Annotated in this window: 22 protein-coding genes; 7 read left to right on the forward strand and 15 right to left on the reverse strand. The window is 71.7% G+C overall.

What is annotated here, in order from left to right:
* Nucleotides 1–32: 32 nt before the first annotated feature.
* From cimA to ilvD, 8 genes are all read right to left on the reverse strand, one after another.
* Nucleotides 33–1,652 (reverse strand): citramalate synthase, encoded by a 1,620-nt coding sequence (cimA, locus tag ACT3TZ_RS01245; protein ID WP_444581568.1) that lies wholly within the window; start codon nucleotides 1,650–1,652, stop codon nucleotides 33–35.
* Between the two features lie 10 nt (nucleotides 1,653–1,662).
* Entirely contained in the window at nucleotides 1,663–2,760 is a 1,098-nt protein-coding gene (locus ACT3TZ_RS01250; protein WP_444581569.1) for a branched-chain amino acid aminotransferase, read from the reverse strand.
* A gap of 44 nt (nucleotides 2,761–2,804) precedes the next feature.
* Entirely contained in the window at nucleotides 2,805–3,848 is a 1,044-nt protein-coding gene (locus tag ACT3TZ_RS01255) for a 3-isopropylmalate dehydrogenase (protein WP_444581570.1), read from the reverse strand.
* 120 nt (nucleotides 3,849–3,968) lie between these two features.
* Nucleotides 3,969–5,573: a phosphoglycerate dehydrogenase gene (gene serA / locus ACT3TZ_RS01260; RefSeq protein WP_444581571.1), complete on the reverse strand. Its 1,605-nt coding sequence runs from the start codon at nucleotides 5,571–5,573 to the stop codon at nucleotides 3,969–3,971.
* A gap of 204 nt (nucleotides 5,574–5,777) precedes the next feature.
* Nucleotides 5,778–6,809 (reverse strand): ketol-acid reductoisomerase, encoded by a 1,032-nt coding sequence (ilvC, locus tag ACT3TZ_RS01265; protein WP_444581572.1) that lies wholly within the window; start codon nucleotides 6,807–6,809, stop codon nucleotides 5,778–5,780.
* Nucleotides 6,810–6,906: 97 nt separating this feature from the next.
* The gene (ilvN, locus tag ACT3TZ_RS01270) at nucleotides 6,907–7,461 is read right to left on the reverse strand and encodes an acetolactate synthase small subunit (protein ID WP_444581573.1); all 555 of its coding nucleotides are present in this window, start codon (nucleotides 7,459–7,461) and stop codon (nucleotides 6,907–6,909) included.
* Between the two features lie 3 nt (nucleotides 7,462–7,464).
* On the reverse strand, nucleotides 7,465–9,222 hold the full coding sequence (locus ACT3TZ_RS01275) for an acetolactate synthase large subunit (protein ID WP_444581574.1): 1,758 nt from the start codon (nucleotides 9,220–9,222) through the stop codon (nucleotides 7,465–7,467).
* 232 nt (nucleotides 9,223–9,454) lie between these two features.
* Nucleotides 9,455–11,287, reverse strand: coding sequence for a dihydroxy-acid dehydratase (gene ilvD, locus ACT3TZ_RS01280; protein WP_444581575.1), 1,833 nt, complete (start codon nucleotides 11,285–11,287; stop codon nucleotides 9,455–9,457).
* A gap of 77 nt (nucleotides 11,288–11,364) precedes the next feature.
* On the opposite strand from ilvD, the gene ACT3TZ_RS01285 reads away from it, so the two are divergent.
* Nucleotides 11,365–12,234, forward strand: a complete 870-nt coding sequence (locus tag ACT3TZ_RS01285; protein WP_444581576.1) for a helix-turn-helix transcriptional regulator — start codon at nucleotides 11,365–11,367, stop codon at nucleotides 12,232–12,234.
* Between the two features lie 124 nt (nucleotides 12,235–12,358).
* Here ACT3TZ_RS01285 and ACT3TZ_RS01290 read toward each other — a convergent pair whose 3' ends face one another.
* The 3 genes from ACT3TZ_RS01290 to ACT3TZ_RS01300 are packed head-to-tail and all read right to left on the reverse strand — an operon-like array spanning nucleotide 12,359 to nucleotide 13,646.
* Nucleotides 12,359–12,805 carry a hypothetical protein gene (locus ACT3TZ_RS01290; protein ID WP_444581577.1) on the reverse strand — a complete coding sequence of 149 codons (447 nt, stop codon included), beginning with the start codon at nucleotides 12,803–12,805 and terminating at the stop codon, nucleotides 12,359–12,361.
* A complete protein-coding gene (locus tag ACT3TZ_RS01295) occupies nucleotides 12,802–13,473 on the reverse strand; it encodes a hypothetical protein (RefSeq protein ID WP_444581578.1) in 672 nt (223 codons plus the stop codon). Before ACT3TZ_RS01295 ends, ACT3TZ_RS01290 begins: the two co-directional genes overlap by 4 nt.
* Nucleotides 13,473–13,646: a hypothetical protein gene (locus ACT3TZ_RS01300; protein WP_444581579.1), complete on the reverse strand. Its 174-nt coding sequence runs from the start codon at nucleotides 13,644–13,646 to the stop codon at nucleotides 13,473–13,475. Before ACT3TZ_RS01300 ends, ACT3TZ_RS01295 begins: the two co-directional genes overlap by 1 nt.
* A gap of 168 nt (nucleotides 13,647–13,814) precedes the next feature.
* Between ACT3TZ_RS01300 and ACT3TZ_RS01305 the strand changes: the two genes are divergently transcribed.
* Genes ACT3TZ_RS01305 through ACT3TZ_RS01315 form a run of 3 tightly spaced genes read left to right on the forward strand, consistent with a single transcriptional unit; the run spans nucleotide 13,815 to nucleotide 17,228 of the window.
* Nucleotides 13,815–15,470, forward strand: coding sequence for a circularly permuted type 2 ATP-grasp protein (locus ACT3TZ_RS01305; RefSeq protein ID WP_444581580.1), 1,656 nt, complete (start codon nucleotides 13,815–13,817; stop codon nucleotides 15,468–15,470).
* Entirely contained in the window at nucleotides 15,464–16,384 is a 921-nt protein-coding gene (locus tag ACT3TZ_RS01310; protein WP_444581581.1) for an alpha-E domain-containing protein, read from the forward strand. The genes ACT3TZ_RS01305 and ACT3TZ_RS01310 overlap by 7 nt, the downstream gene beginning before the upstream one ends.
* Before the next feature lie 4 nt (nucleotides 16,385–16,388).
* Nucleotides 16,389–17,228 (forward strand): transglutaminase family protein, encoded by an 840-nt coding sequence (locus ACT3TZ_RS01315; RefSeq protein ID WP_444581582.1) that lies wholly within the window; start codon nucleotides 16,389–16,391, stop codon nucleotides 17,226–17,228.
* Nucleotides 17,229–17,367: 139 nt separating this feature from the next.
* Here the strand turns inward: ACT3TZ_RS01315 and ACT3TZ_RS01320 are convergent, their stop codons facing one another.
* From ACT3TZ_RS01320 to gatC, 4 genes are all read right to left on the reverse strand, one after another.
* The gene (locus ACT3TZ_RS01320) at nucleotides 17,368–18,150 is read right to left on the reverse strand and encodes an acetoin reductase (protein ID WP_444581583.1); all 783 of its coding nucleotides are present in this window, start codon (nucleotides 18,148–18,150) and stop codon (nucleotides 17,368–17,370) included.
* A 219-nt stretch (nucleotides 18,151–18,369) separates the two neighbouring features.
* Entirely contained in the window at nucleotides 18,370–19,932 is a 1,563-nt protein-coding gene (gatB, locus tag ACT3TZ_RS01325) for an Asp-tRNA(Asn)/Glu-tRNA(Gln) amidotransferase subunit GatB (protein WP_444581584.1), read from the reverse strand.
* The gene (gene gatA / locus ACT3TZ_RS01330; RefSeq protein WP_444581585.1) at nucleotides 19,878–21,383 is read right to left on the reverse strand and encodes an Asp-tRNA(Asn)/Glu-tRNA(Gln) amidotransferase subunit GatA; all 1,506 of its coding nucleotides are present in this window, start codon (nucleotides 21,381–21,383) and stop codon (nucleotides 19,878–19,880) included. Before gatA ends, gatB begins: the two co-directional genes overlap by 55 nt.
* The gene (gatC, locus tag ACT3TZ_RS01335) at nucleotides 21,380–21,679 is read right to left on the reverse strand and encodes an Asp-tRNA(Asn)/Glu-tRNA(Gln) amidotransferase subunit GatC (protein ID WP_444581586.1); all 300 of its coding nucleotides are present in this window, start codon (nucleotides 21,677–21,679) and stop codon (nucleotides 21,380–21,382) included. Before gatC ends, gatA begins: the two co-directional genes overlap by 4 nt.
* A 234-nt stretch (nucleotides 21,680–21,913) precedes the next feature.
* Between gatC and ACT3TZ_RS01340 the strand changes: the two genes are divergently transcribed.
* From ACT3TZ_RS01340 to ACT3TZ_RS01350, 3 genes are read left to right on the forward strand one after another with little or no spacing between them, the layout of a single operon-like run.
* A complete protein-coding gene (locus tag ACT3TZ_RS01340; protein ID WP_444581587.1) occupies nucleotides 21,914–22,141 on the forward strand; it encodes a hypothetical protein in 228 nt (75 codons plus the stop codon).
* A 58-nt stretch (nucleotides 22,142–22,199) separates the two neighbouring features.
* Nucleotides 22,200–23,054 (forward strand): rhomboid-like protein, encoded by an 855-nt coding sequence (locus ACT3TZ_RS01345; protein ID WP_444581588.1) that lies wholly within the window; start codon nucleotides 22,200–22,202, stop codon nucleotides 23,052–23,054.
* On the forward strand, nucleotides 23,033–25,291 hold the full coding sequence (locus tag ACT3TZ_RS01350; RefSeq protein WP_444581589.1) for a RecQ family ATP-dependent DNA helicase: 2,259 nt from the start codon (nucleotides 23,033–23,035) through the stop codon (nucleotides 25,289–25,291). Before ACT3TZ_RS01345 ends, ACT3TZ_RS01350 begins: the two co-directional genes overlap by 22 nt.
* Nucleotides 25,292–25,294 lie beyond the last annotated feature (3 nt).

Consider the following 25,294-nt stretch of genomic DNA (forward strand, 5'->3'; position numbering starts at 1 on the left):
GGGGCCTCCCGGCGGAGTCCCCGCCCTGCCGCTCAGGCGGGTTCGGCGCCCGCCGCGTACAGCCCGTAGGTGAAGGCCGCCGCGATCGCCTCCCAGGAGGCCTCGATGACGTTGGGTCCCACGCCCACGGTGTGGAACTCCCGCCCGGGCGCCGCCGTGCGCACCAGCACGCGCGTGGTGGCGTCCGTGCCGCGGTGAGCGTCGAGGATCCGCACCTTGAAGTCCAGCAGCTCGAAGTCGTCGATGAGGGGATAGCGCTCTCGCAGCCCCGAGCGGAGCGCGAGGTCCAGGGCGTTGACGGGGCCGTTGCCCTCGGCGATCGAGACGGACCGCCCCTCGGTCTCGGCGCCGTCGGGGCCCGTGATCCGCACGGTCGCCTCGGATTCCAGGGTGCCGTCGCGCAGCAGCTGGGAGCTGGCCCGCCATGCCTCCACGTCGAAGTAGCGGGGTGCGCGGCCCAGCTCCTCGAGCAGCAGCAGCTCGAAGGAGGCGTCGGCGGCCTCGTAGGAGTACCCCTCGGCCTCGCGGGCCTTGACGCGCTCGGCCAGGCGTCCCAGCACCTCCGGGGAGTCCGCGAGGTCGAAGCCCAGCTCGCGGCCCTTGAGCTCGATCGAGGCGCGCCCGGCCATGTCGGAGATGATCATGCGCATGTCGTTGCCCACGGCCCGTGGGTCGATGTGCTGGTAGAGGTCCGGGTCGACGCGGATCGCCGAGGCGTGCAGCCCCGCCTTGTGGGCGAAGGCGCTGGCGCCGACGTACGGGGCCCGCGCGGCGGCCGGCATGTTGACGATCTCGCCGATCGCGTGGGCGATCCGGGTGGACTCGGCGAGGGTGGCAGGATCCACGAGCTCGATGCCCATCTTCAGCTGGAGGTCGGCGAGCATGGTCACGAGGTCGGCGTTGCCGGTGCGCTCCCCGTAGCCGTTGACGCAGCCCTGGACATGCGTGATCCCGCCCCGGACGGCCGTCAGCGCGTTGGCGACGGCGCACCCGGAGTCGTCGTGGGTGTGGGCGCCCAGGCGCACCGTGGTGCCCGTGGCGTCGAGCCGTGCGCGCAGGTCGGCGACGATCTCGGCGACGTCGTGGGGCAGCATGCCGCCGTTGGTGTCGCACAGCACGACGGCCTCGGCACCGGCCTCGGAGGCGGCGACGACCACGGAGGTCGCGTAGGCGGGATCGGCGCGGAACCCGTCGAAGAAGTGCTCGGCGTCCACGAACACCTCACGGCCGTGGGCGACGAGGTGGGCGACCGTCTCCCTCACCATCGCCAGGTTCTCCTCGCCGGTGGTGCGCAGGGCCCCGGTCACGTGACGGATGTGGGACTTGGCCACGAGGGTGACGGTCGGCGCCGCAGAGTCCAGCAGCGCCTGGACCTGCGGGTCCTCCGTCACCGCGCGCCCGGCCTTGCGGGTGGCGCCGAAGGCGGCCAGGCGCGCGCCGCGCAGGGTCAGCTCGGTGCGGGCGCGCGCGAAGAACTCGGTGTCACGGGGCACGGCACCGGGCCAGCCTCCCTCGATGTACGTCACGCCCAGCTCGTCGAGCAGGCGGGCGACGGCGAGCTTGTCGGCGACCGAGAGGGTCAGGCCCTCCTGCTGGGAGCCGTCGCGCAGGGTCGTGTCGTAGAGGTCGAAGCGTGGATGCGGGGCGGTCATCCGGGGTGCCTCAGACCAGACGTGTCAGCCAGCCGTGGCGGTCCTCGGCCCGCCCGTACTGGATGTCGGTGAGCTCCCGGCGCAGGGCGAGGGTGTGCTCCCCCGCGCCTCCGTCGGCGACCGGCTGGGCACCCGCGGGGGTGCGCAGCTCCCCGATGGGGGTGATCACCGCGGCGGTGCCGCACGCGAACATCTCGACGATCTCGCCGTCGGCGAGGTCACGCAGGACATCGGTGAGCACCAGGCGTCCCTCGGAGGGCGTGAGACCGCGGTCGGCGGCCAGGCGCAGCACGGCATCGCGGGTGACGCCCTCGAGGATCGAGCCCGTCAGGGACGGGGTGATGATCCGGCCGTCCTTCGTGATGACGAAGACGTTCATGCCCGAGAGCTCGTCGATCGCCGTGTGGGTCTCGGAGTCCAGGAACATGACCTCGTCGGCGCCGTGCTCGGCGGCCTCGTCTTTGCCCAGCAGGGAGGAGGCGTAGTTGCCGCCGCACTTGGCGGCACCCGTGCCGCCGGCCCCGGCGCGCGCGTACGTGTCCGAGACCCAGACCACGAGGGGACGCACGCCGCGCGGGAAGTAGTCGCCGGCCGGGGAGGCGATGACGTAGTAGTCCACGGTGTGGGAGGCGCGGACACCCAGGAACTCCTCGGAGGCGAACATGAACGGGCGCAGGTACAGCGAGCCCTCCGAGGTGCCCTCGGGGGTCGGCACCCACGGCTCGTCCGCGGTGACGACCGCGCGCAGCGAGGCGAGGAAGTCCTCGGTGGGCAGCTCGGGCAGGGCCAGGCGCCGCGCCGAGCGCTGCATGCGCTCCGCGTTCTTCCCGGGACGGAAGGTCCAGACGGAGCCGTCGGCGTGGCGGAAGGCCTTGAGGCCCTCGAAGATCTCCTGGGCGTAGTGGAGCACCGCGGTGGCCGGGCTCAGCGACAGCGGGCCGAAGGGGATCGTCTCCCCTCCCGCCCAGCCGGTCGTCGGGGTCCACCGCGCGTGGACCATGAAGTCGGTGAAGAAGTCACCGAAGCCGGGCGCGGCGAGAATGCCTGCGCGCTCGTCCTCGGCGACGCGACGGGCGGTATCGGCCTGGGGGAACGAGAGCGCGGACACGGGGGCCTCCTGGTGAGGGTGGGGTGGTGTGGATCGGTGGGACGTCAGGATGCCGAGACCGCTGCGGCCAGGGCCGTGCCGATCTCGGAGGTGGAGCGGGCAGGCCCGTCGCCGCGCGCGGCGAGGTCGGCGTCGACCGCGGCGCGGACCCGCGCGGCGGCCTCGGCGTGACCCAGGTGGTCCAGCAGCAGGGCCACGGACAGGACGGTCGCCGTCGGGTCCGCCAGCCCCGTGCCGGCGATGTCCGGGGCGGAGCCGTGGACGGGCTCGAACATGGACGGGAACGCGCCGGTGGGGTTCACGTTGCCGCTGGCCGCGAGGCCGATCCCGCCGCCGATGGCGGCCGCGAGGTCGGTGAGGATGTCGCCGAACAGGTTGTCCGTGACGATCACGTCGTAGCGGGACGGATCGGTGACGAGGTGGATGGTCGCGGCGTCGACGTGGGCGTAGTCCACGGTGACGTCGGGGTGCTCGGCGGCGACCTCGTCGACGATGCGGCGCCACAGGTGCCCCGCGTGGACCAGGACGTTGTGCTTGTGCACGAGGGTCAGGTGCTTGCGGCGGCGCTCGGCCTGCGCGAAGGCGTACCGCACGACCCGCTCGATGCCGAAGGCGGTGTTGAGGCTGACCTCGGTGGCGACCTCATGGGGCGTGCCGGTGCGCAGGGAGCCGCCGTTGCCGACGTACGGGCCCTCGGTGCCCTCGCGCACGACGAGGAAGTCGACCTCGCCGGGATCGGCCAGCGGCGAGGCGACGCCGGGCACGAGCCGGGTGGGACGCAGGTTCACGAAGTGGTCGAAGCCGAAGCGGAGCTTCAGCAGCAGGCCGCGCTCGAGGACGCCGGAGGGCACGTCGGGGTCCCCGACCGCGCCCAGCAGGATCGCGTCGTGCTCGGCGAGGGCGGACGTGTCCGCCTCGGTGAGGCACTCCCCCGTGCGGTGCCAGCGGCCCGCTCCGAGGTCGAAGTCGGTGGTCTCGACGGTGACGTCGCTGCCCTGCAGGGCGGCGCGCAGGACCTTCAGGCCCTCGGGGACGACCTCGTGGCCGATCCCGTCGCCCTCGATGACGGCGAGCTTCAGGGTGGTCATGCGTGCGATCCCTTCGGTGGGGTGCGTGATGTCGGTGCGGGAGGCCCGCCGACGGGGCCGGCCTCCCGGGTCGTGCCGATGGTGCTCAACGGTTCGGATGGTCGTCGGTGCGTGGACGGATCAGTAGACGACGTCGACGCTCAGGCAGCGATGGGCGCCGATCTGCTCGCCGATCCGATCGGCGAGCTCCTGCGGGACGGCCTGATCGGTGTCGAGGATCACGAGGGCCTCGCTGCCGCGCTCACCCGGACGCGCCACGACCATGCCGGCGATGTTGATGCCCGCCTCGCCGAGCAGCACGCCGTAGGTGCCCACGAGGCCCGGTCGGTCCTCGTAGCGGATGATCAGCAGATGATCGGACAGGGGGGTGTCGACCTCGAAGCCCGAGAGCTCGACGAGCTTGTGGGTCTGGTCGACACCGGACAGCGTCCCGGAGACGGAGACCACGCGCCCGTCGCGGAGGGTCCCGCGGATCTGGACGACGTTGCGGAAGCGGTCCCCGTCGGGGTCGGTGACGAGCTCGACGCGGATCCCGCGCTCCTCGGCCAGGACCGGGGCGTTGACGTAGCTGACCTGTTCGGTGACGATCGGGCGGAACACGCCGCGCAGCGCCGAGAGCTTGATGGCGGTGACGTCGCGATCGGAGATCTCGCCCCGCACGACGACCTCGAGCAGCTGGGGCGACTCCCCCGCGAGCGCCGTGAAGACCTGCCCCAGCCGATCCGCGAGGGCGATGCCCGGGCGGACGTCGGCGTCGATGGCGCCTCCGGCGACGTTGACGGCGTCGGGGACCAGCTCTCCGTCCAGGGCCAGGCGCACGGAGCGCGCCACGGCGGTGCCGGCCTTCTCCTGCGCCTCGGCGGTCGAGGCGCCGAGGTGCGGGGTCAGGGTCACGCTGTCGAGCCCGAGCAGCGGCGAGGCGGTCTCGGACGTCGCGGGCGGCTCCGAGGAGTAGACGTCCAGCGCGGCACCGGCGATCTGGCCGGTCGTCAGTGCCTCGTAGAGCGCCGTCTCGTCGATGAGCCCGCCGCGCGCGGCGTTGACGACGTGGAGGGTCGGCTTGGCCACGGCGAACTGCTCGGCGCCGATGAGGCCGATGGTCTCCGGGGTGCGCGGCATGTGCACGGTCACCACGTCCGCGGTGCGCATGAGCTCGTCGAGGTCCACGACGCGGGCCCCGAGGTCGGCGGCGCGCGCATGGTTGACGTACGGGTCGTAGGCGAGCAGCTCCACGCCGAAGGGCCGCAGGCGCTCGGCGACGAGCTGACCGATCCGGCCGAAGCCGACGATGCCGACGGTCTTCTCGAGCAGCTCGGTGCCGGTGAGCTGCTTGCGCTCCCAGCGGCCGGCCTTGACAGAGGCGTCGGCCCGGCCGAGGTTGCGCAGGCTCGCGAGGATCAGGGCGATCGCGAGCTCCGCGGCGGAGACGATGTTCGAGGTGGGGGCGTTGATGACCATGACGCCCGCGGTGGTCGCCTCGGGGACGTCGACGTTGTCCAGGCCCACGCCGGCGCGGGCCACGACCTTGAGCTGCGGCGCGGCGGCGAACACCTCGGCGTCGACCGTGGTGGCCGAGCGCACGAGCAGCGCGTCGGCGCCGTGCACGGCCTCGAGCAGGGCGGGACGGTCGGTGCCGTCCACATGACGGATCTCGACGTCGGGGCCCAGCACCTCGACGGTGGCAGGGGACAGCTCCTCGGCGATCAGGACGACGGGACGGGGCACGGGTTTCCTCCGGGATGGGGATGGGACTGCGAGGGCGCGCCCGCGCCGTTGCGGACTCCGGACGAGCCTATCGGGGCCACCGACGCGCGGTGGCCGGTCCGGGCCGTCCGGGAGTGCGGGGCGGTCGCGCCGGTTCGGCGCGACCACCCTGCGGGCGGGCCCGTCCCGTGGATCGCACGGAGGGTGGGCCCGGGTCTGGGCGGGTCAGCGCGCGGCGCTGCCCTCGGTGTAGTCGTCGTCCAGGCTCTCCTTGTTCCAGGAGAACAGGCTGCGCAGCTTCTTGCCGACGCCCTCGATGGGGTGCCCGGCCTCGGCCTCGCGGAGCTTCTGGAACTCCGGCGCGCCGGCGTCCTGGTCCTCGATGAACCGCTGGGCGAAGGTCCCGTCCTGGATGTCTGTCAGGACGGCCTTCATGGACTCCTTGACGTGCGCGTCCACGACCCGGGGGCCGGAGACGTAGTCGCCGAACTCCGCGGTGTCCGAGATCGACCAGCGCTGCTTGGAGATGCCGCCCTCGATCATGAGGTCGACGATGAGCTTGAGCTCGTGGAGCACCTCGAAGTAGGCGATCTCCGGCTGGTAGCCGGCCTCGGTGAGGGTCTCGAAGCCCGCCTGGACCAGGTGGCTCACGCCGCCGCACAGCACGGCCTGCTCGCCGAAGAGGTCGGTCTCGGTCTCCTCGGTGAAGGTGGTGCGGATGCCGCCGGCGCGGAGGCCGCCGATCGCCTTGGCGTAGGACAGGGCCAGCGGCCAGGCCTGGCCGGTGGCGTCCTGCTCGACGGCGACGATCACGGGCACGCCGCGCCCGGCGACGTACTCGCGGCGGACGACGTGGCCCGGGCCCTTGGGGGCGACCATGCAGACGTCGACGCCCTCGGGCACCTCGATGAAGCCGTAGCGGATGTTCAGGCCGTGGGCGAAGAAGAGGGCGTTGCCGGCCTCGAGGTGGTCGCGGATCTCCTCGGCGTAGATCGTGCGCTGATGCTGGTCCGGCGCGAGGATCATGACGACGTCGGCCCAGGCCGAGACCTCGGCGGGGGTGCCGACGACCAGGCCCTGCTCCTCGGCCTTGACGCGCGAGGACGAACCCTCCTTGAGGCCGATGCGGACGTCGACCCCGGAGTCGCGCAGCGACAGCGCGTGCGCGTGTCCCTGCGAGCCGAAGCCGATGACCGCGACCTTCTTGGACTGGATGATCGACAGATCGGCGTCGTCGTCGTAGAACATGTCTGCCACGAGGGTGCTCCTTCATTGGGTGGGGTGACCGGGACAGTGTAGCCGCGGCCGTCTTGTCTGGTGAGAAGCCGTCCCGAGTGCCGGGACGGTGTCGGGCTCAGGGCAGCAGGGTCCGATCGGTGATCGATCGGCTCCCGCGTGAGATCGCCACGGCCCCGGACTTCACGATCTCCCGGATGCCGAAGGGCTCGAGCATGCCCAGCAGGGCGCGCAGCTTGTCCTCGGTGCCGGTGGCCTCGACGGTGACGGCCTCCGCGGAGGCGTCGACCACCTTGGCCCGGAACATCTGGACGATCTCCAGCACCGAGGTGCGGGTCGCGTTGTCGGCCTTGACCTTGACCAGCACGAGCTCGCGCACGACGGTCTGCCGCGGTTCGAGCTGCACGATCTTGAGCACGTTGATGAGCTTGTTGAGCTGCTTGGTGATCTGCTCGAGCGGCTGCTGGTCGACGTCGACCGCGACGGTGATGCGGGAGATCTCCGGATGCTCCGTGGGTCCCACGGCGAGCGAGGAGATGTTGTACCCGCGCCGGGCGAACAGGGCTGCGACGCGGGTGAGGACGCCGGGCTTGTTCTCCACCAGCACCGAGAGGGTGTGGGTGTTGGGCAGGCTCGCGGCCTGCACGGACGAGGAGTTCGAGGTGGTGGTCATGGCTCAGATGTCCCTCTCCCATTCGGGGGTCATGTTCTGGGCGATCTGGATCTCGTCGTTGGAGACGCCGGAGGGGACCATCGGCCACACCATGGCGTCGGCGCTGACGGTGAAGTCCACGACCACCGGCCGATCGTCGATCTCCATCGCCTTCTCGATCGTCGCGTCGATGTCCTCGTCCCGCTCGCAGCGCAGCCCGGCGCAGCCGTAGGCGTCGGCGAGCTTGACGAAGTCGGGGATCCGGCGGGTGCCGTGGCCCGTGTTCAGGTCGGTGTTGGAGTAGCGCTTGTCGTAGAACAGGTTCTGCCACTGGCGCACCATGCCGAGCGAGGAGTTGTTGATGATCGCGACCTTGATCGGGATGTCGTTGATCGCGCAGGTCGCGAGCTCCTGGTTGGTCATCTGGAAGCAGCCGTCGCCGTCGATGGCCCAGACGGTGCGGTCGGGCATGCCGACCTTGGCGCCCATCGCGGCCGGGACGGAGTAGCCCATCGTGCCCAGCCCCCCGGAGTTGATCCAGGTGTTGGGGTGCTCGTAGCCGATGAACTGCGCAGACCACATCTGGTGCTGGCCCACCCCGGAGACGAAGATCGACTCGGGACCGGAGATCTCGCCGAGGCGACGGATCACCTTCTGCGGCGCGGTGTAGCCGTCGGCCGTCTCCGTCCAGCCCATCGGGTAGTTCTGGCGCAGGGCGTCCAGGGTCTGCCACCAGGACTCGTAGTCGCGGTCGTCGCTCTCGGCCAGGCGCGCGCGCAGCTCGACCGTGAGCGCGGTCGCGACGTCGCGGGCCTCCCCCACGATCGGCACGTCGGCCTCGCGGTTCTTGGAGATCTCCGCGGGGTCGATGTCGGCGTGGACCACGGTCGCGTGCGGCGCGAAGGAGTCCAGGCGCCCGGTCACGCGGTCGTCGAAGCGGGCCCCGATGTTGATGATGAGGTCCGCCCGCTGCAGCGCCGAGACCGCCGCGACCGAGCCGTGCATGCCGGGCATGCCCAGCTGGGACGGGTGGGAGTCCGGCAGGGCGCCGCGCGCCATGAGGGTGGTGACGAAGGGCGCGCCGGCGAGGTCGATGAGCTCGCGGACCTCGGTGCTCGCGCGGCCGCGGATCACGCCACCACCGAGCAGGAACACGGGGCGCTTGGCGGCCAGCAGCAGGTTCACGGCCTCGCGGATCTGCTTGTGGTGAGGACGCGCGCCCGGGCGGTACCCGGGCAGGTCCAGCGTCTCGGGCCACTCGAAGGTGGTCGCGGCCTGCTGGGCATCCTTGGTGACGTCCACCAGGACCACCCCGGGACGGCCCGTCGAGGCGATGTGGAACGCCTGCTTGATGGTCCGCGGGATGTCGTCGGGGTCGGTGACCAGGAAGTTGTGCTTGGTGACGGGCATGGTCATCCCGACGATGTCCGCCTCCTGGAAGGCGTCGGTGCCGATGAAGGAGGAGCCCACCTGGCCGGTGATCGCGACCATGGGGATCGAGTCCATCTGGGCGTCGGCGATCGCGGTGATGAGGTTGGTGGCGCCCGGGCCCGAGGTGGCCAGGCACACGCCCACCTTGCCGGTGGCGTGCGCGTAGCCGCTGGCCGCGTGGCCGGCGCCCTGCTCGTGGCGCACCAGGATGTGCCGCAGGTGCTCGGCGTCCAGCAGCGGGTCGTAGGTGGGGAGGATCGCGCCGCCGGGAAGACCGAAGACGACGTCCGCCCCGGCGTGTTCGAGGGACGTGATCAGCGACTGTGCGCCGGTGACACGAGGGGCCGTCATCGGTTCTCCTTCGTCGGTCGGATGGTGCGTGCAGGGTGCGCCCGGGGCCGGGCACGAAAAAACCCCCCGGCCCTGAGGCTCTGGAGGGTGCGCGGGACGTCTCGTACGGACCGGACGGGCGTCAGCCGCGCTCGGGGATTACGAGAAGGTTCGTCCGCATGCGGCACACACTACCCATCCCACCCCGGGTTCCGCAGGCAGTCCACGCGCTGAGACGGCCGGATCGGACGGCTCAGTCCAGCGGGCGGCGCGTCGCGCCGTAGGTGGCCGAGCGCACGAGGTGCGCGTACACCTTGAGCGCCTGGGTCACCTGACGCTCCCGCGCGACGGGGCGCCACGGCAGCGGGCCCTTGGCCTCGCGGCGGCGGGCGATCTCCTCGTCGGGCACATCGAGCTGCAGCAGGCGCTTGTCGACGTCGATGACGATGTGGTCGCCGTTCTCGACGAGTCCGATGAGGCCGCCCTCGGCCGCCTCCGGGGAGATGTGGCCGATCGAGACGCCGCTGGTGCCGCCGGAGAAGCGGCCGTCGGTGATGAGCGCGCAGGACTTGCCCAGGCCCCGCCCCTTCAGGAACGAGGTCGGGTAGAGCATCTCCTGCATGCCGGGGCCGCCCTGGGGGCCCTCGAAGCGGATCACGACGATGTCCCCGGCCTTGACGGTCTTGTCGAGGATCTTCTGGACCGCCTCCTCCTGGGACTCGCAGACGACCGCGGTGCCCTCGAAGTGGAAGAGGTCCTCGGTGATGCCTGCGGTCTTGATGACGGCGCCCTCGGTGGCCAGGTTGCCCTTGAGCACGCACAGACCGCCGTCCTTGGTGAAGGCGTGGGGCACGGCGCGGATCACGCCGGTCTCGGCGTCGGTGTCGAGCTCCTTCCACATGTTCGTGGTCGAGAACGCCTGGGTGGTGCGCACGCCGCCCGGGGCGGCGTGGAAGAAGGCCTCGGCCTCCTTGGTGGCGCGGCCGCTGCGGATGTCCCAGTCCGAGAGCCAGGAGTCCAGGTCCGGCGAGTGCACGGCGTGGACGGTGTGGTCCAGCAGCCCGCCGCGGTCCAGCTCGCCCAGGATCGCCGGGATGCCGCCGGCGCGGTGGACGTCCTCGATGTGCGCGGTGCCGTTGGGGGCGACCTTGGACAGGCACGGCACCGAGCGCGAGAGCCGGTCGATGTCCTCGAGGCCGAAGTCGATCTCCCCCTCGATCGCTGCCGCGAGGATGTGCAGCACGGTGTTGGTCGACCCGCCCATCGCGACGTCCAGGCTCATGGCGTTGGCAAAGGCCGCCTTGGTGGCGATGTTGCGCGGCAGCGCCCCCTCGTCGTCGTCCCCGTAGTAGCGCTTGCACAGGTCCACGACGGTGCGGCCCGCGCGCAGGAACAGCTCCTTGCGGAAGGCGTGGGTGGCCAGCGTCGTGCCGTTGCCGGGCAGCGAGAGGCCCAGCGCCTCGGTGAGGCAGTTCATCGAGTTGGCGGTGAACATGCCCGAGCAGGAGCCGCACGTGGGGCACGCGTTCTCCTCGATCTCGGCGAGCTGGGCGTCGGTGACCGAGTCGTCGGCGGAGATCGAGATCGCGTCCACGAGGTCCAGGCGGTGCTCGACGACACCCTCGACGGGCTCGCCGGACTCCATCGGCCCGCCGGAGACGAAGACCGCGGGGATGTTCAGGCGCATCGCGGCCATGAGCATGCCCGGGGTGATCTTGTCGCAGTTGGAGATGCACACGAGCGCGTCGGCGCAATGGGCGTTGGCCATGTACTCGACGCTGTCGGCGATCACGTCGCGGCTGGGCAGGGAGTAGAGCATGCCCCCGTGGCCCATCGCGATGCCGTCGTCGACGGCGATGGTGTTGAACTCCCGGGCGATCCCGCCGGCCTCCTTGACGGCACCGGCGACGAGGTCGCCCATGTTCTTGAGGTGCACGTGGCCGGGCACGAACTGGGTGTAGGAGTTCGCGATGGCGATGATCGGCTTGCCGAAGTCCGAGGACTCCATGCCGGTGGCGCGCCACAGGGCGCGGGCCCCGGCCATGTTGCGGCCGTGGGTGGAGGTTCGTGAACGCAGTGGGGGCATGGTGCTATGCCACCACACGGCGCGAGCGTCCACCAAGACAGAGCGAATACTAGTAGTGGGAATGATAGGTTTCGCACATGCCGACCGATCCCGCCGTCCGCTCCGAGCTCGGCGCCTTCCTCCGCTCCAAGCGCACCGCGGCCGATCGCTCCGACCACGATCTGCCGCCGCTGGGACGGGGCCGCACGACGGGGCTGCGACGGGAGGAGATCGCGTTCCTCTCCGGGGTCTCGGTCACCTGGTACACCTGGCTCGAGCAGGGCCGCGACATCAACCCCTCGCGCCAGGTGATCGACGCGGTGGCCCTGAACCTGCACCTGACCGAGGCCGAGCACGACTACGTGCTGGGCCTCGTGGGCCTCGCGCCGCGCCCGCGCCCGGTGCTCGCCGCACCGGCCCCGGTGCCCCCGCACGTCCAGCACCTTCTGGACGCCCTGGCCCCCTCCCCCGCCTTCGCGCTGACGGCGCACTGGGACATCGCCGCCTGGAACCGGCCCTACGAGGGGCTGTTCCCCGGGGTGCTGGAGGCGGATCCCACCCAGCGCAACCTCCTGCAGTTCGTGTTCACCGACCCGTTCGTGCGCGCGATGCTCCCGGACTGGGAGCTCACCAGCCGCCAGTTCCTCGCGGAGTACCGCTCCGAGGCGGGGGGCCGTATGGGAGGCACCGAGCACGTGCGGCTCGTGCGCCATCTGCGGGATGTGAGCCCCGAGTTCACCCGGGCCTGGGACGAGCACGCGATCGAGCGCTTCGGCTCCCGGCGGCGCCGGTTCTGCCACCCGCGGGTGGGCGAGCTGGCCTTCGAGCAGGTCAACCTCGTCCCCCAGGACGCCCCCGAGCTGCGCCTGATCGCCTATCTCCCCGTGGACGAGGACACGGACACGGACACAGCCGCCCGGCCCGCGGCGGAGGGCACTGCGGCGAGGCTCTCGCGCCTGGCACGGTGACGGGGCGGCGTGCTCCGAGGATCCGCGCCGCTCAGTCGCGCGCGAAGGGGTCGATGGCGATCACGACATAGGCCTGGGGGTGTCCGGGGAGGTACCTCACCTCGACCTCACCGGTCGAGCTCACCTATCCGTCCCGGGGCAGCTGGGGCGGGGCCATCGCATCGAACGGCAGTGTGCAGACCACGCCGTCGGCGGTCGTGAACGTCACCTCGTCGCCGTCGACGGTCCCGGTCGCGGAGACGCCGTGGTCCCGGATGTCGGGGGCGGTGATCGGCCCCATGATCGAGCTCAGGACGCCGATCACGGCGCCGGCCAGGATCACGACGGCCAGGACCTGGTACCCCCACATCTGCACCGTTCCCGCCGCGATCCGCACCCCGTCACCGGGAGCGGGAGGATCCCCGTGCGCGCTTCGCAGCTCCCGCAGCCGCCGGGACCCCCGCGCGGGATTGCGGAAGGAGCGGGCCATCAGGCCCGCCATCGCGAAACCCGCGATGAAGAACATGACGAAGCCGTGCGTGGCCGGGAAGTTCACGAGCCAGATCAGGTCGTCCATCAGGCGCTCGGTCACGATGCCCCCTCCGCCACGGGCTCCAGGGTCATCGCGACGACCTCCGGACGGGCCGGACGGTACAGGGCGGTGACGGGGGAACCCACCTGCACCAAGGACAGCGCCTGGGGATACACGAACACGAGGGTCGTGGCCTCGCGGGAGGGCCGTCCCTGCGCGGGCGGGATGAGCAGGTCGACCTCCAGCTCCACCTGTCTGTGGGCACGACGTCCCGTCGGCCGCACCGCGAGGACGCTCGCCGGGACCCGGGTCCCGTGCAGCCGCGCGTCGACGAGGTCCGGGTGGAGGAGACCCTTGGCCACGCGCCACCGCAGGAAGGCCTCGGCCACCGTCGGGTCGTGCATGTCCGCCAGGTCGATCGCATCGCGCCGAGCCGGGTCGAACCGGACGGGCAGGACCGCCCCGGGCACCATCGCCGGTGCATCGACCGGCCGCACGAGCCGGCGGATGGACGCGATGAAGCTCGGTTCCTCGGTCGGGGCGACGTCCAGGATGATCTCGTACATCGGGACGTCGTTGATGCTCATCCCGGTCTCGCGCGCCTCACGGACGGTCCCCACCGCGACCTCGGTCATCCGGGGATCCCCCGCGCCGCCTGCGCGCAGCGCGCTCAGGACGCCCGCACCACCGGCGCGGCCCACCCCCAGGACGTCGGCCCCCGGCGTCATCAGCAGAAACCCCAGGCGATCCCGGCGACGATCATCACCACGTACCCGCCGTCCCCGCCCGTCGCCAGCGGGATGAGGGTGTCGTGCCGGTCGACGAGGAACAGGCCCTCCCACGCCCACAGTGCGAGCAGGGCGCTCAAAGCCAGGAACACGATCCGCAGGATCCAGCGCATCGACGGGCAGCCTCTCGGACGGGGCCCGGACGGCGGCCCGGACGGGTCGTGCACTGAGGCAGATCGTCGGGCCGCCGACGTCCTCGGGGAAGATCTCGCCGGGTCACGGTTTCGACTCGGCACCGGGTGCAGGTGGACCTGCGGCCCCGGATCGAGCACCATGCCCCCATGGACGATCTGCTGGCCCACTACCCGCCGTCGGGCACGGGCACCTTCGACGAGATGGTGGGCCCCGACGGGATCCGCCCGCAGTACCGGACGATGACCCAGGTCTTCGACGGGCTCGGGGCCCAGGAGCTCGCCGCGCGCGACGCCTACCTGGGCACCCGGTACCTCGACACGGGCGTCACCTTCGACTTCTCCGGACGGGAGGAGCCCTTCCCCGTCGACATCATCCCGCGCCTGATCCAGGCCGCGGAATGGGAGCGGGTCGAGCAGGGGCTGAAGCAGCGGGTCACCGTCCTCGAGCGCTTCCTCGCCGACGTCTACGGCGCAGGCCAGCTGTTCGACGACGGCGTCATCCCGCGGGCGCTCGTGACGACGTCCCACAACTTCATCCGCGAGGTCGCCGGCTACCAGCCGCCCACCGGGGTGCGGATCCACGTCGCCGGGATCGACCTGGTGCGGGACGGCGAGGGCACCCTGCGGGTCCTCGAGGACAACGTCCGGATCCCCTCGGGCGTCTCCTACGTCCTGACCAACCGCCAGGCGATCACCGCCGCGCTGCCCGAGGCCGTGCGGCGGTACGCCATGGCGCCGGTCGACGAGTACCCGGCACGGCTGCGCGCGGCCCTGGCCGCGAGCGCCCCGCCCGGTGTCAGCGACCCCAACGTCGTGGTCATGAGCCCCGGCGTCTTCAACTCCGCCTACTTCGAGCACTCCCTGCTGGCCCGGACGATGGGCGTCCCCCTCGTCGAGGGGCGGGACCTCGTGGCCCGTCAGGGGCGCGTGTACCTGCGGGACACCAGCGGACTGCAGCCCGTCGACGTCATCTACCGTCGTGTCGACGATGAGTTCCTGGACCCGGTGCACTTCCGGCACGACTCGATGCTGGGGTGCGCGGGCCTCGTGTCGGCCCAGGCCAACGGCACCGTCACCATCGCCAACGCGATCGGCAACGGCGTGGCCGACGACAAGCTCCTCTACTCCTACCTGCCGGCGCTGACGCGATACTACCTGGGCGAGGAGCCGCTGATCCCCAACGTGGACACCTGGCGCCTCGAGGATCCCGAGCAGCGCGAGGAGGTCATGGACCGCCTCGCCGAGCTGGTCGTCAAGCCCGTGGACGGATCCGGAGGCAAGGGGATCGTGATCGGCCCCCATTGCGACGCCGAGGAGCTCGAACAGGTCCGCGAGCACGTCCTGTCCGACCCCCGCGGGTTCATCGCCCAGCCGCTCATCCAGCTCTCGACGGTGCCCACGGTGATCGAGGGGACCCTGCGTCCGCGCCACGTGGACCTGCGGCCCTTCGTCGTCAACGACGGCCAGAGCATGTGGGTCCTGCCCGGCGGGCTGACCCGGGTGGCCCGCGGGGAGGGCCAGTTCATCGTCAACTCCTCCCAGGGCGGCGCCTCCAAGGACACCTGGATCCTGCAGGGCGAGACGTCCGCCGAGGCGGACGACGAGGCCGGGACCCTCGTCGAGCACGAGGTCAACATCGTGGCCCCGGAGATCTCCGAGGTCGACGCCGCCGGCGCGCAGCAGCAACAGCAGCAGCAGGGCCGGAGAGCCCCCTGGAAGAGGGCCCATCCCGTCCGGGACGGCGCGAGCACGCCCTCGGGGCCGGCGCCCCGCGGCACCACGCAGGAGGGATCGACATGCTGAGCCGGATCGCGGAGTCGATGTTCTGGATCGGACGCTACGTCGAGCGCGCCTCGGACGTCGCCCGCGTCCTCGAGGTGAACCTGGACCTGGGTTCGGACAGGTCCAGCGCCGGTGCCCACCCTTTCGGCGTCGAGCTGTGCCATGCCCTGGGAGCGGGCCTGTCCTCCACCCCCACCCCGGACGAGGTGTGGTCCGTGCTGGGCATGGACCCGAACTCGCCGCTGTCGATGGTCTCCTCGCTCACCCTGTGCAGGGAGTCCGCACGCCGGGCCCGTGAGGTGCTGTCGGTGCCCACCTGGGAGGTCATCAACCGCAGCTACCACCGGGTGACCTCGGGACGGCTGGCCACCATCCGGCCGGCCCTGGCGTGCCGCGACGTGCACGACTTCTGCGCGATGATCATCGGCACGCTCGACGAGACGATGACCCGCGACCAGGCCTGGCACTTCCTCATCGCCGGACGCTCCATCGAGCGGATCGACATGACGGCCCGGATCCTGTCGGCGACCACGGCCGTGCCCTCGCGGGCCACGTCCCATCAGCTGCTGCTGCGGGCCTGCAGCGCTCAGCAGGCGTTCGTGACCACCCGGGGGCGCGACGACTCCCTCGCCGCCGCGACCGACTTCCTGCTGCGCGATCGGCTGTTCCCGCGCTCGGTGGTGCACTGCCTCGGCGAGGCGCGCGAAGCTCTCGCGGCGCTGGACCCCAATCCGCGGCGCACCGGGTTCGAGGACGACGCCCAGCGGCTGCTGGGCCGTGCGAGCTCGAACATCGAGTATCTGGAGCCCACGGAGGCGGTCGCCGATCTCGCCGGGGTCACGCACCGCCTGCGCGACGTGTGCCGTCGCGCGACGCAGGCCCTGAACACCCGCTACTTCGAGGGCGCCCTGGTCTCCCAGTGGCGCGAGAGGTGACCCGATGACCAGCACGCTCCGGATCGTCCACACCACCGGCTACCGGTACACCGGGAAGGTCACGGACTCCTTCAACGCCATCCGCATGGCGCCCCAGTACTCCGATCAGCAGCTCATCCGCGAGCGCGCGATCTCGATCTCGCCCCACCCGTGGTCCTACAGCTACATCGACTACTGGGGCACGCAGGTCACCGCCTTCGAGCTGCACGAGCCGCACGAGGAGATGTCCGTGCGCGTGGACACGAGCCTGGATGTCGTCCGCCCCCAGCCGGCGGGCACCGACATGACGATCCCGGAGGCCGCGGCCTTCGCGGATCGGTGGAACGAGTACCTCGTGGAGTCCCGGATGACGGACCCGGCGGAGGACCTCGTGGCCCGGGTCGCGGAGATCGCCCGCGCGTCGCGGACCATCGACGCCTGCGGCACCGCCGTCGGCGAGATGATCCACGACGAGATGACGTACGAGACCGGCTCCACCGACGTCACCTCGACGGCGGCCCGGAGCTGGTCGGCCGGCAAGGGCGTCTGCCAGGACATGGCGCACGTGATGATCGGGGCGCTGCGCCACCTCGGGATCCCCGCCCGCTACGTCTCGGGCTACATCCTCCCGGACAAGGACGCCCCGGTGGGCACGCCGGTGGTGGGCGAGTCCCACGCCTGGGTGCAGTGGTGGGACGGCACCTGGCACGGCTACGACCCGACGAACGCCACCGTGCCGGGCGAGATGCACGTGCAGGTGGGGGTGGGCCGGGAGTACGGCGACGTCGCGCCGCTGCAGGGCATGTTCATGGGCGAGGCGTCCTCGGACATGTTCGTCGAGGTGGAGATGACCCGCCTGCGCTGAGCCGCGGGAACGATGACATGCCTGTCCGGTCAATCGCGGGGAGGCGGATCCGTGGAGACGCGGACGGGGCGCCCGCTGGATGCGGACGCCCCGTGGCGATGACCGGCGTCGACGCCGGTCCGTGCGTGCTGTCGATCGATCAGTTGTAGAGCATGCCGCCGTCGACCAGGAGCACCTGGCCGGTGACGTACCCGGCGTTGTCCGAGGCGAAGAACGAGACGACACCCGCGACGTCCTCGGGCTTCTCGATGCGGCCCAGGGCGATCGAGTCGACGTTCTCCTGCAGGTTCTGGCCGCGGGGCTTGCCGTTGATCTCCGAGAGGCGCTCGTCGATGAGATCCCACATGCCGGTGCCCACGATGCCGGGGGCATAGGCGTTGACGGTGTGGCCCTTGGGGGCGAGCTCCTGCGCGGCGGCCTGCGTGATGCCGCGGACGGCGAACTTCGAGGCCGAGTATGCACCGAGGATCGGGAAACCCTGGATCGCGGCGATCGAGGCGGCGTTGATGATGCGGCCCTTGACGCCGAGCTCGTCGAACTTGGCGACGGCGGCCTGGATGCCGAAGACCACCGAGTTCACGTTGATGCGGAAGATCTTGTCGAGCTCCTCGCCGGTGATCTCGGAGATCGGCTTGACCTGGGCGATCCCGGCGTTGTTGACGATCACGTCGAAGCTGCCGAGCTTCTCGGCCGCCGTGTCGACAGCTGCCGTGATCTCGTCCTTGCTCGACACGTCGGCGGTCACGAAGACGGCCTTGCGACCGAGGGCCTCGATCTCGCGGACGACGCCCTCGCCCTTCTCCTGCTGGAACGAGAGGTCCGCGACGGCGATGTCGAAGCCGTCGGCGGCGAGCTTGAGGGCGATGGCGCGCCCGATGCCCTGACCGGCGCCGGTGACGAGGGCGACCTTGCTGTTCGTCATGTCTTGTCTCCTTCGGGGCCTCGACGCCCCTGAGTTGTGCAGATCGTGTGCTGATTCGCTCTCGAGCGTAGTCCCGTCCGCGAGGTCGCGGACACCGCCTGACCAGCCCTCGGATGTTCTTCCCGTCTCAGACGGCGATCGCGCCGGGCACCTGGGGGGGGTGCCCGGCGCGATCACCGGGTGCGGGAACAGGGTCTGCGCATCGCGCGGGACCCGGGGTCAGGCCTGGACGTCCAGCTTCTCGAGGATGATCTCGCGCACGCGGCCGGCGTCGGCCTGCCCGCGGGTGGCCTTCATGATCGGGCCGATGAGGGCGCCGATGGCCTGGACCTTCCCTCCGCGGATCTTCTCGACCACGTCGGGGTTGTCCGCGAGGGCCTGGTCGACGGCCGCCGTGAGCACCGAGTCGTCCGACACGACCGCGAGGCCCTCGGCCTCGACGATCGCGGCGGGGTCGCCGCCTCCGGACAGGACCGTGGACAGGACGGTGCGGGCGATCTTGTCGTTGATCTTCTTCGCATCGACGAGCCCCTGGAGCTCGGCGACCTGCGCCGGGGTGACCGCGAGGTCGTCGAGGGTGACGGCCTGCTCGCGGGCGATGCGGGCCAGCTCGCCCATCCACCACTTGCGGGCGCTCTGGGCGCTCGCCCCGGCGGTGACGGTGGCCTCGATGAGGTCCAGGGCGTCGGCGTTGAGGACGTCACGCATCTCGAGATCGCTGTATCCCCACGCCTCGCGCAGACGGCGCCGACGGGCCGTGGGCAGCTCGGGGAGCGTCGCCCGCAGCTCCTCGACCCATTCCCGCGCGGGGGCGACGGGCACGAGGTCGGGCTCGGGGAAGTAGCGGTAGTCCTCGGCGTCGGACTTCACGCGTCCGGCGCTCGTGGTGCCGTCCTCCTCGTGGAAGTGCCGGGTCTCCTGGATCACGGACCCGCCCTCGTCGAGGATCCCGGCCTGGCGGGAGATCTCGAAGCGGACGGTCCGGTCGACAGCCCGGAACGAGTTGACGTTCTTGGTCTCGGTGCGGGTGCCCAGCGGCGCGCTCGGATCGGCCCGCAGGGAGATGTTCACGTCGGCGCGGACGTTGCCGCGCTCCATCCGTGCCTCGGAGACGTCGAGGGCACGGAAGATGTCCCGCAGGGTGCGGACGTAGGCCGCCGCGACCTCCGGGGCCCGGGCACCCGTGCCCGGGATCGGGCGGGTGACGATCTCCACGAGGGGCACGCCCGCGCGGTTGTAGTCGACCAGGGAGTGCGTCGCACCCTGGATGCGTCCGGTCGCGCCGCCCAGGTGGGTGGACTTGCCGGCGTCCTCCTCCATGTGGGCGCGCTCGATGTCCACGCGCACGATCTCGCCGTCGTCCAGCTCGACGTCGACCCAGCCGTCGTAGGCGATCGGCTCGTCGTACTGCGAGGTCTGGAAGTTCTTGGTGAGGTCGGGGTAGAAGTACTGCTTGCGCGAGAAGCGGCAGGTCTCGGCGATCGAGCAGTTCAGGGCCAGGCCGATCCTGATCGCGTACTCGACGGCCTTGCCGTTGACGACCGGCAGGGTGCCCGGCAGGCCCAGGGACACCGGCGTGATGGCGGTGTTGGGCTCGGCGGCGAACACGTTGGGGGCGCCGTCGAACATCTTGGTGGCGGTGCCCAGCTCGACGTGGACCTCGATGCCCAGCACCGGGTCGTAGCGGGCGATCGCGTCGTCGTAGTCGACGAGGTTTTCCACAGAGCTCACAGGGAGACTCCCTTCAGCTGGGGGGCGCGGTCCAGGAGCGGGCCGCCCCATGACTCCTCGAGCAGCGCCTCGAGGGCGCCGCCCACGCGGTACAGGCGGTCGTCCGCGAGCGCAGGCGCCAGGAATTGGACGGCGGCGGGCAGGGAGTCCTCGGCCAGGCCCGAGGGCACCGAGATGCCGGGGATCCCGGCGAGGTTCGCGGGGATCGTGGCGATGTCGTTCATGTACATGGCCAGCGGGTCGTCGGTCTTCTCGCCGATCCGGAAGGCGACCGTGGGTGCCGTCGGGGAGGCCAGCACATCGACCTTCGCGAAGGCGGCGGCGAAGTCGTCCTGCACGAGGGTGCGGACCTTCTGGGCGCTGCCGTAGTAGGCGTCGTAGTAGCCGGCCGACAGGGCATAGGTGCCCAGCAGGATGCGGCGCTTGACCTCGGCGCCGAAGCCCTGGCCGCGGGTGGCGGCCATGACGCGCTCGGCGGTGGGGTGGTCCTCGGGGACCACCCGCAGGCCGAAGCGCATGCCGTCGAACTTGGCGAGGTTGCTCGAGGCCTCCGAGGGCATGATCAGGTAGTAGGCGCCCAGGGCGTACTCGAGATGGGGGCAGGAGACCCGGACGATCTCGGCGCCGGCCTTCTCCAGGGCCGCGAGGGACTCGGTGAAGCGGGCCTGGACCTCGGGCGCGAAGCCCTCGCCCTCGAGCTCCTCGATGACCCCGATCCGCAGGCCGCGCACGTCGCGGGAGCGGGCGGCCTCGGTGAAGGAGGCGAAGGGGTCCGTCAGCGAGGTCGAGTCGCGGGGGTCGTGCCCGGCGATGAGCTCGTGCAGCAGCGCGGAGTCCTCGACGGTGCGGGTGACGGGTCCCGCCTGGTCCAGGGAGCTGGCCATCGCGATGAGCCCGTAGCGGGACACCGAGCCGTAGGTGGGCTTGACGCCCACGGTGCCGGTGACGGCGCCGGGCTGGCGGATCGAGCCGCCGGTGTCGGTGCCGATCGCCAGCGGCGCCTCGAAGGCGGCGACGGCCGCGGCGCTGCCGCCCCCCGAGCCTCCCGGGATCCGGTCGGTGTCCCAGGGGTTGCGGGTGGGGCCGTAGGCGCTCGTCTCGGTGGAGGAGCCCATCGCGAACTCGTCCATGTTGGTCTTGCCGAGGATCGGCAGGCCGGCTGCACGGAGCTTCTCGACGAGGGTCGCGTCGTACGGCGGCACCCATCCCTGGAGGATCCGGGAGCCCGCCGTGGTGGGCATCCCGCGGGTGACGACCACGTCCTTGACGGCGATGGGCACGCCCGCCAGGGGGTGCAGCTCCTCGCCGCGGGCCCGCCGCGCGTCGACGTCGCGCGAGGTGGCGATCGCCTCGTCGTCGCTGACGTGCAGGAAGGCGTTGAGCTCGCCGTCGACCTCGTCGATGCGGGCCAGGTGCGCGCGCGTCAGCTCCTCGGAGCCGACCTCCCCTGTGCGCAGGGCCGCCGCCATCGCGGCGGCGGAGCTGCGGATGTCCACGCTCATGCCTCCTCCCCCAGGATCTGGGGCACGCCGAAGCGGCCGTCCTCGGCGGCGGGCGCCCCGGAAAGCGCCTCGGCCTGCGTGAGGGTGGGCTGCACCTCGTCGGCACGGAACACATTGGTCATGGGCAGGGGGTGGCTCGTGGCGGGCACGTCCTCGGTGGCGACCTCGGACACGGAGGCGACAGCATCCATGATGGCGTCGAACTCGCCGGCGAACCGGGAGATCTCGTCATCGGTGAGCTGGATCCGTGCGAGGTCGGCGAGGCGTGCGACGTCATCTCGTCCGATCGCTGGCATGTCTCCGATGGTAGCGCCCGGGCCCGGCACCCGATGCCGCCGGGCGCACCGGTCGCACTCCCTGCAGACCCGATCGATGCAGGTGGCGGGACACGGGCCGGACGGCCCGTCCGGGGGCGACGTTCCTCGTTCTCTCGACCGCGGAGCGCTCCCGGCGGTACGGTGGGATGCTCACGACGCGCCATCCGCACGGTCGCCGACGACGCCGACCCGTGCCCGAGACAGGAGGCCACCATGACCGTGGACCCGAGCATCGACTTCTCCAGCCACGACCCGCACGACCGGGAGGAGCTGTCGGAGGACCCCCGGATCCGGGAGGCCCAGCTGTTGGAGCGTCGCATGCGCGACGCCCTGGCCACCAAGGAGCACCCGATGCACGACGGCGAGCGCACGGCCGACCGTCTGCGCCGGGCCCGGACGGACGACGACACCGGGGATGCGGAGTCGCCCGCCGCGCACTGACGGCGACAGCTCCTCTCCCCTGCGTTCTTCCCTGCGGCCTCGCTCCTAGTCTGCGGGGATGATCCGTCATGCGCTGGCGATCCTCCTGCTGGTCGGTGCGCTCGTCCTCGTCCTCTCGCTGGTCACCGACGGCCGCGCCACCGCTCCCCTGTCGCGCGCCTGGCAGCGGTACGGCGCATCCGTGCGCTGGTACGTCGCGAGCGCCCCGGCCACCTTCGCGTACCTCGCCGTCCTGACGGTGACGACGTGGGTCCTGCTGGGCATGCCGGAGGTCCCCCTCGAGGCGTTCCTGACGGCCCAGTCGACCAACCTCGCGCACCTGACGACCGATCCCGTCCGGGTGCTCATCCGTTCGGCGTTCTTCGTGACGCGCACCGAGCTGCTGGTGTGGATCGTCGCGTTCTCGGCGTTCGTGGCGCCCGTCGAGCGGTGGCTCGGGTCCGCCCGGACGATCGGCGTCTTCGCCCTGGGCCATCTCGGGGCGACCGCCGTGACCGCCCTCGACATCTACCTGCACATCCGCTTCCTCCACGCCCCCGCGTCGCTGTGGACCGTCACCGACACGGGCGCGAGCTACGGGTTCTTCGCCCTGGCCGCCGTCCTGGTCCATCGGGTGCGGGGCATCTCGCGGGTGCTCCTGGTGGCGGGCCTCGCCGGCGTCGTCGTGTACGGCGTGATCGAGGGCACCGGCTACACCGCACGGGGTCATGCGATCGCCGTCGTCATCGGGGTGCTCGTGGGCCTGCTCCTGGCCCGCAGTCCCCACGTCCATGCGCGGGAGGGCGCGGGCCGGAGCCTGTGGTCGCTGTGGCGCCCGGCGACGGCCGATCGCCGACGAGCGGACCCCGGGGCGGTCCTCGAGGGTCCGACCCCTCTGCAAGACTCGGGGGCATGGCCGACGACGCGCAGCTGACCCCGCCTCCTGCAGATCCTGCCCTCCTGGACGAGGCCCTCGAGGGCCTGCGGGACCTCACCGGCAACCCCGCGGCGGTGTTCCATCCGGGACAGTTCGAGGCGATCTCCGCCCTCGTGCTCGAGCACCGCCGTGCCCTCGTCGTCCAGCGCACGGGGTGGGGGAAGTCCGCGGTGTACTTCCTGGCGGCCCTGCTGCAGAGGCGGCGCGGCAGCGGCCCGGCGCTCATCATCTCCCCGCTGCTGGCGCTCATGCGCGACCAGGTCGCCGCGGCCGCACGCGCGGGAGTGCGGGCCGAGGCCATCAACTCCGCCAACCCCACCGCATGGCGCGAGATCGAGCAGCGCCTGGCCGAGGACTCCGTCGACGTGCTGCTGGTCTCCCCCGAGCGCCTGGTCAACCCGCGGTTCCGCGAGGAGCAGCTGCCCCGGCTCATCGAGCGCTCGGGGCTCCTGGTGATCGACGAGGCGCACTGCATCTCCGACTGGGGGCACGACTTCCGCCCGGACTACCGGCGCCTGCGGGACCTCGTGGCCCGCCTGGGGCCGGAGGTCCCCGTGCTCGCGACGACGGCGACCGCCAACTCCCGCGTCGTCGCCGACGTCGCCGAGCAGCTCGGCGCGGGCGGCCAGGACGTCCTCACGCTGCGTGGCCCGCTGACCCGGGACTCCCTGCGCCTGGGCTCCCTGACGCTCTCCGAGGACAGCGACCGCCTGCGCTACCTCGCGCGGCACCTCGACGCCTTTGAGGGGTCGGGCATCATCTACACCCTGACGGTCTCGGCCGCCGAAGACCTCGCACGGCTCCTCGACCGCCCCGGGCGGCGGGTCCGCGCATACACCGGGCGCACCGATGCGGAGGAGCGCGCGGAGCTCGAGGAGGCCCTGCGCCACAACGAGGTCAAGGCCCTCGCGGCCACGAGCGCCCTCGGGATGGGCTTCGACAAGCCGGATCTCGGCTTCGTGATCCATCTCGGGGCCCCCAGCTCCCCCGTCGCCTACTACCAGCAGGTGGGTCGCGCCGGTCGCGCCACCGACAGCGCCGACGTGCTGCTGCTGCCCGGCCGTGAGGACCGGGCGATCTGGGACTACTTCGCGACGGCGTCCATGCCCAGTGAGGAGTCCGCGCGCCAGGTGCTCGAAGCGCTGGGTCGGAGCGGGCAGCCGCTGTCGACCCCCGCTCTGGAGTCGCGGGTGGATGTGCGTCGCTCCGCACTCGAGCTGCTGCTCAAGGTGCTCGCCGTCGACGGCGCGGTCGAGGCCGTCCAGGGCGGATGGATCGCGACGGGCCGGCCGTGGACCTACGACGCCCAGCGCTACGAGAACGTGGCCCGGGCCCGCCGGGACGAGCAGCAGGCGATGCTCGGGTACGAGCGTCTGGGGACGGGCGATCACGCACCGGACACCTGCCGGATGGTGTTCCTCGCACGGCAGCTCGACGACGAGACGGCCGTGCCCTGCGGGCGCTGCGACGTGTGCGCGGGCGCCTGGTACCCGGACCCGGGTGCTCCCGGAACGCCGCGAGACGAGGCCCCAGGCACCGAGGAGATCGGTGGCTTCCCCGGGGACCCACCCGCCCTGGACGAGGTCGACGCACTGCTGGCGCGCGTGGGAGTCCCCATCGCCGCGCGCGCCCAGTGGCCCACCGGCCTGGACACCCTCGACGTCCGCTCTGAGAGCGGCGGCACCGTCTCGGGGCGGATCGCCGTCCCCGAGCGGGCCGAGGAAGGGCGGGTCGTCGCGCGGCTGACGGATCTGGGGTGGTCCGGGATCCTCCGGTCGGTGTTGACCACCGACGAGGAGGGCCGCCCCGTGGACGCCGAGGTGCCCGCCCGTCTGGGCACCCGCATCGTCGACGTGCTCGCGCAGTGGGACTGGGAGGTGCGGCCGCGGGCGGTGATCGCCGTTCCCTCCACCACCCGTCCGTACCTGGTGTCGTCCCTCGCCCAGGGGATCGCCCGGGTGGGGCGGCTCGGGGACCTGGGCTCCCTCGACCTCGCCCCGGGCGCCGCCCCATTGCACGGCGCGCGCAACGGGGCGTTCCGGGTGGCGGCCCTGTGGGACCGCTTCGTGGTGCCGGACGCCCTGCGCATACGCCTCGAGGCGTTGGACGGCGCCCCCATCCTGCTGGTCGACGACGAGATCGACACCCGCTGGACGATGACCATCGCGGCGCGCGCCCTGCGTCGAGCAGGATCCGGGCCGGTCCTCCCCCTGGCCCTGGCGCAGAAGGGCTGACCA

This window comes from Brachybacterium sp. AOP25-B2-12, from assembly GCF_052378625.1.
GTDB lineage: Bacteria > Actinomycetota > Actinomycetes > Actinomycetales > Dermabacteraceae > Brachybacterium.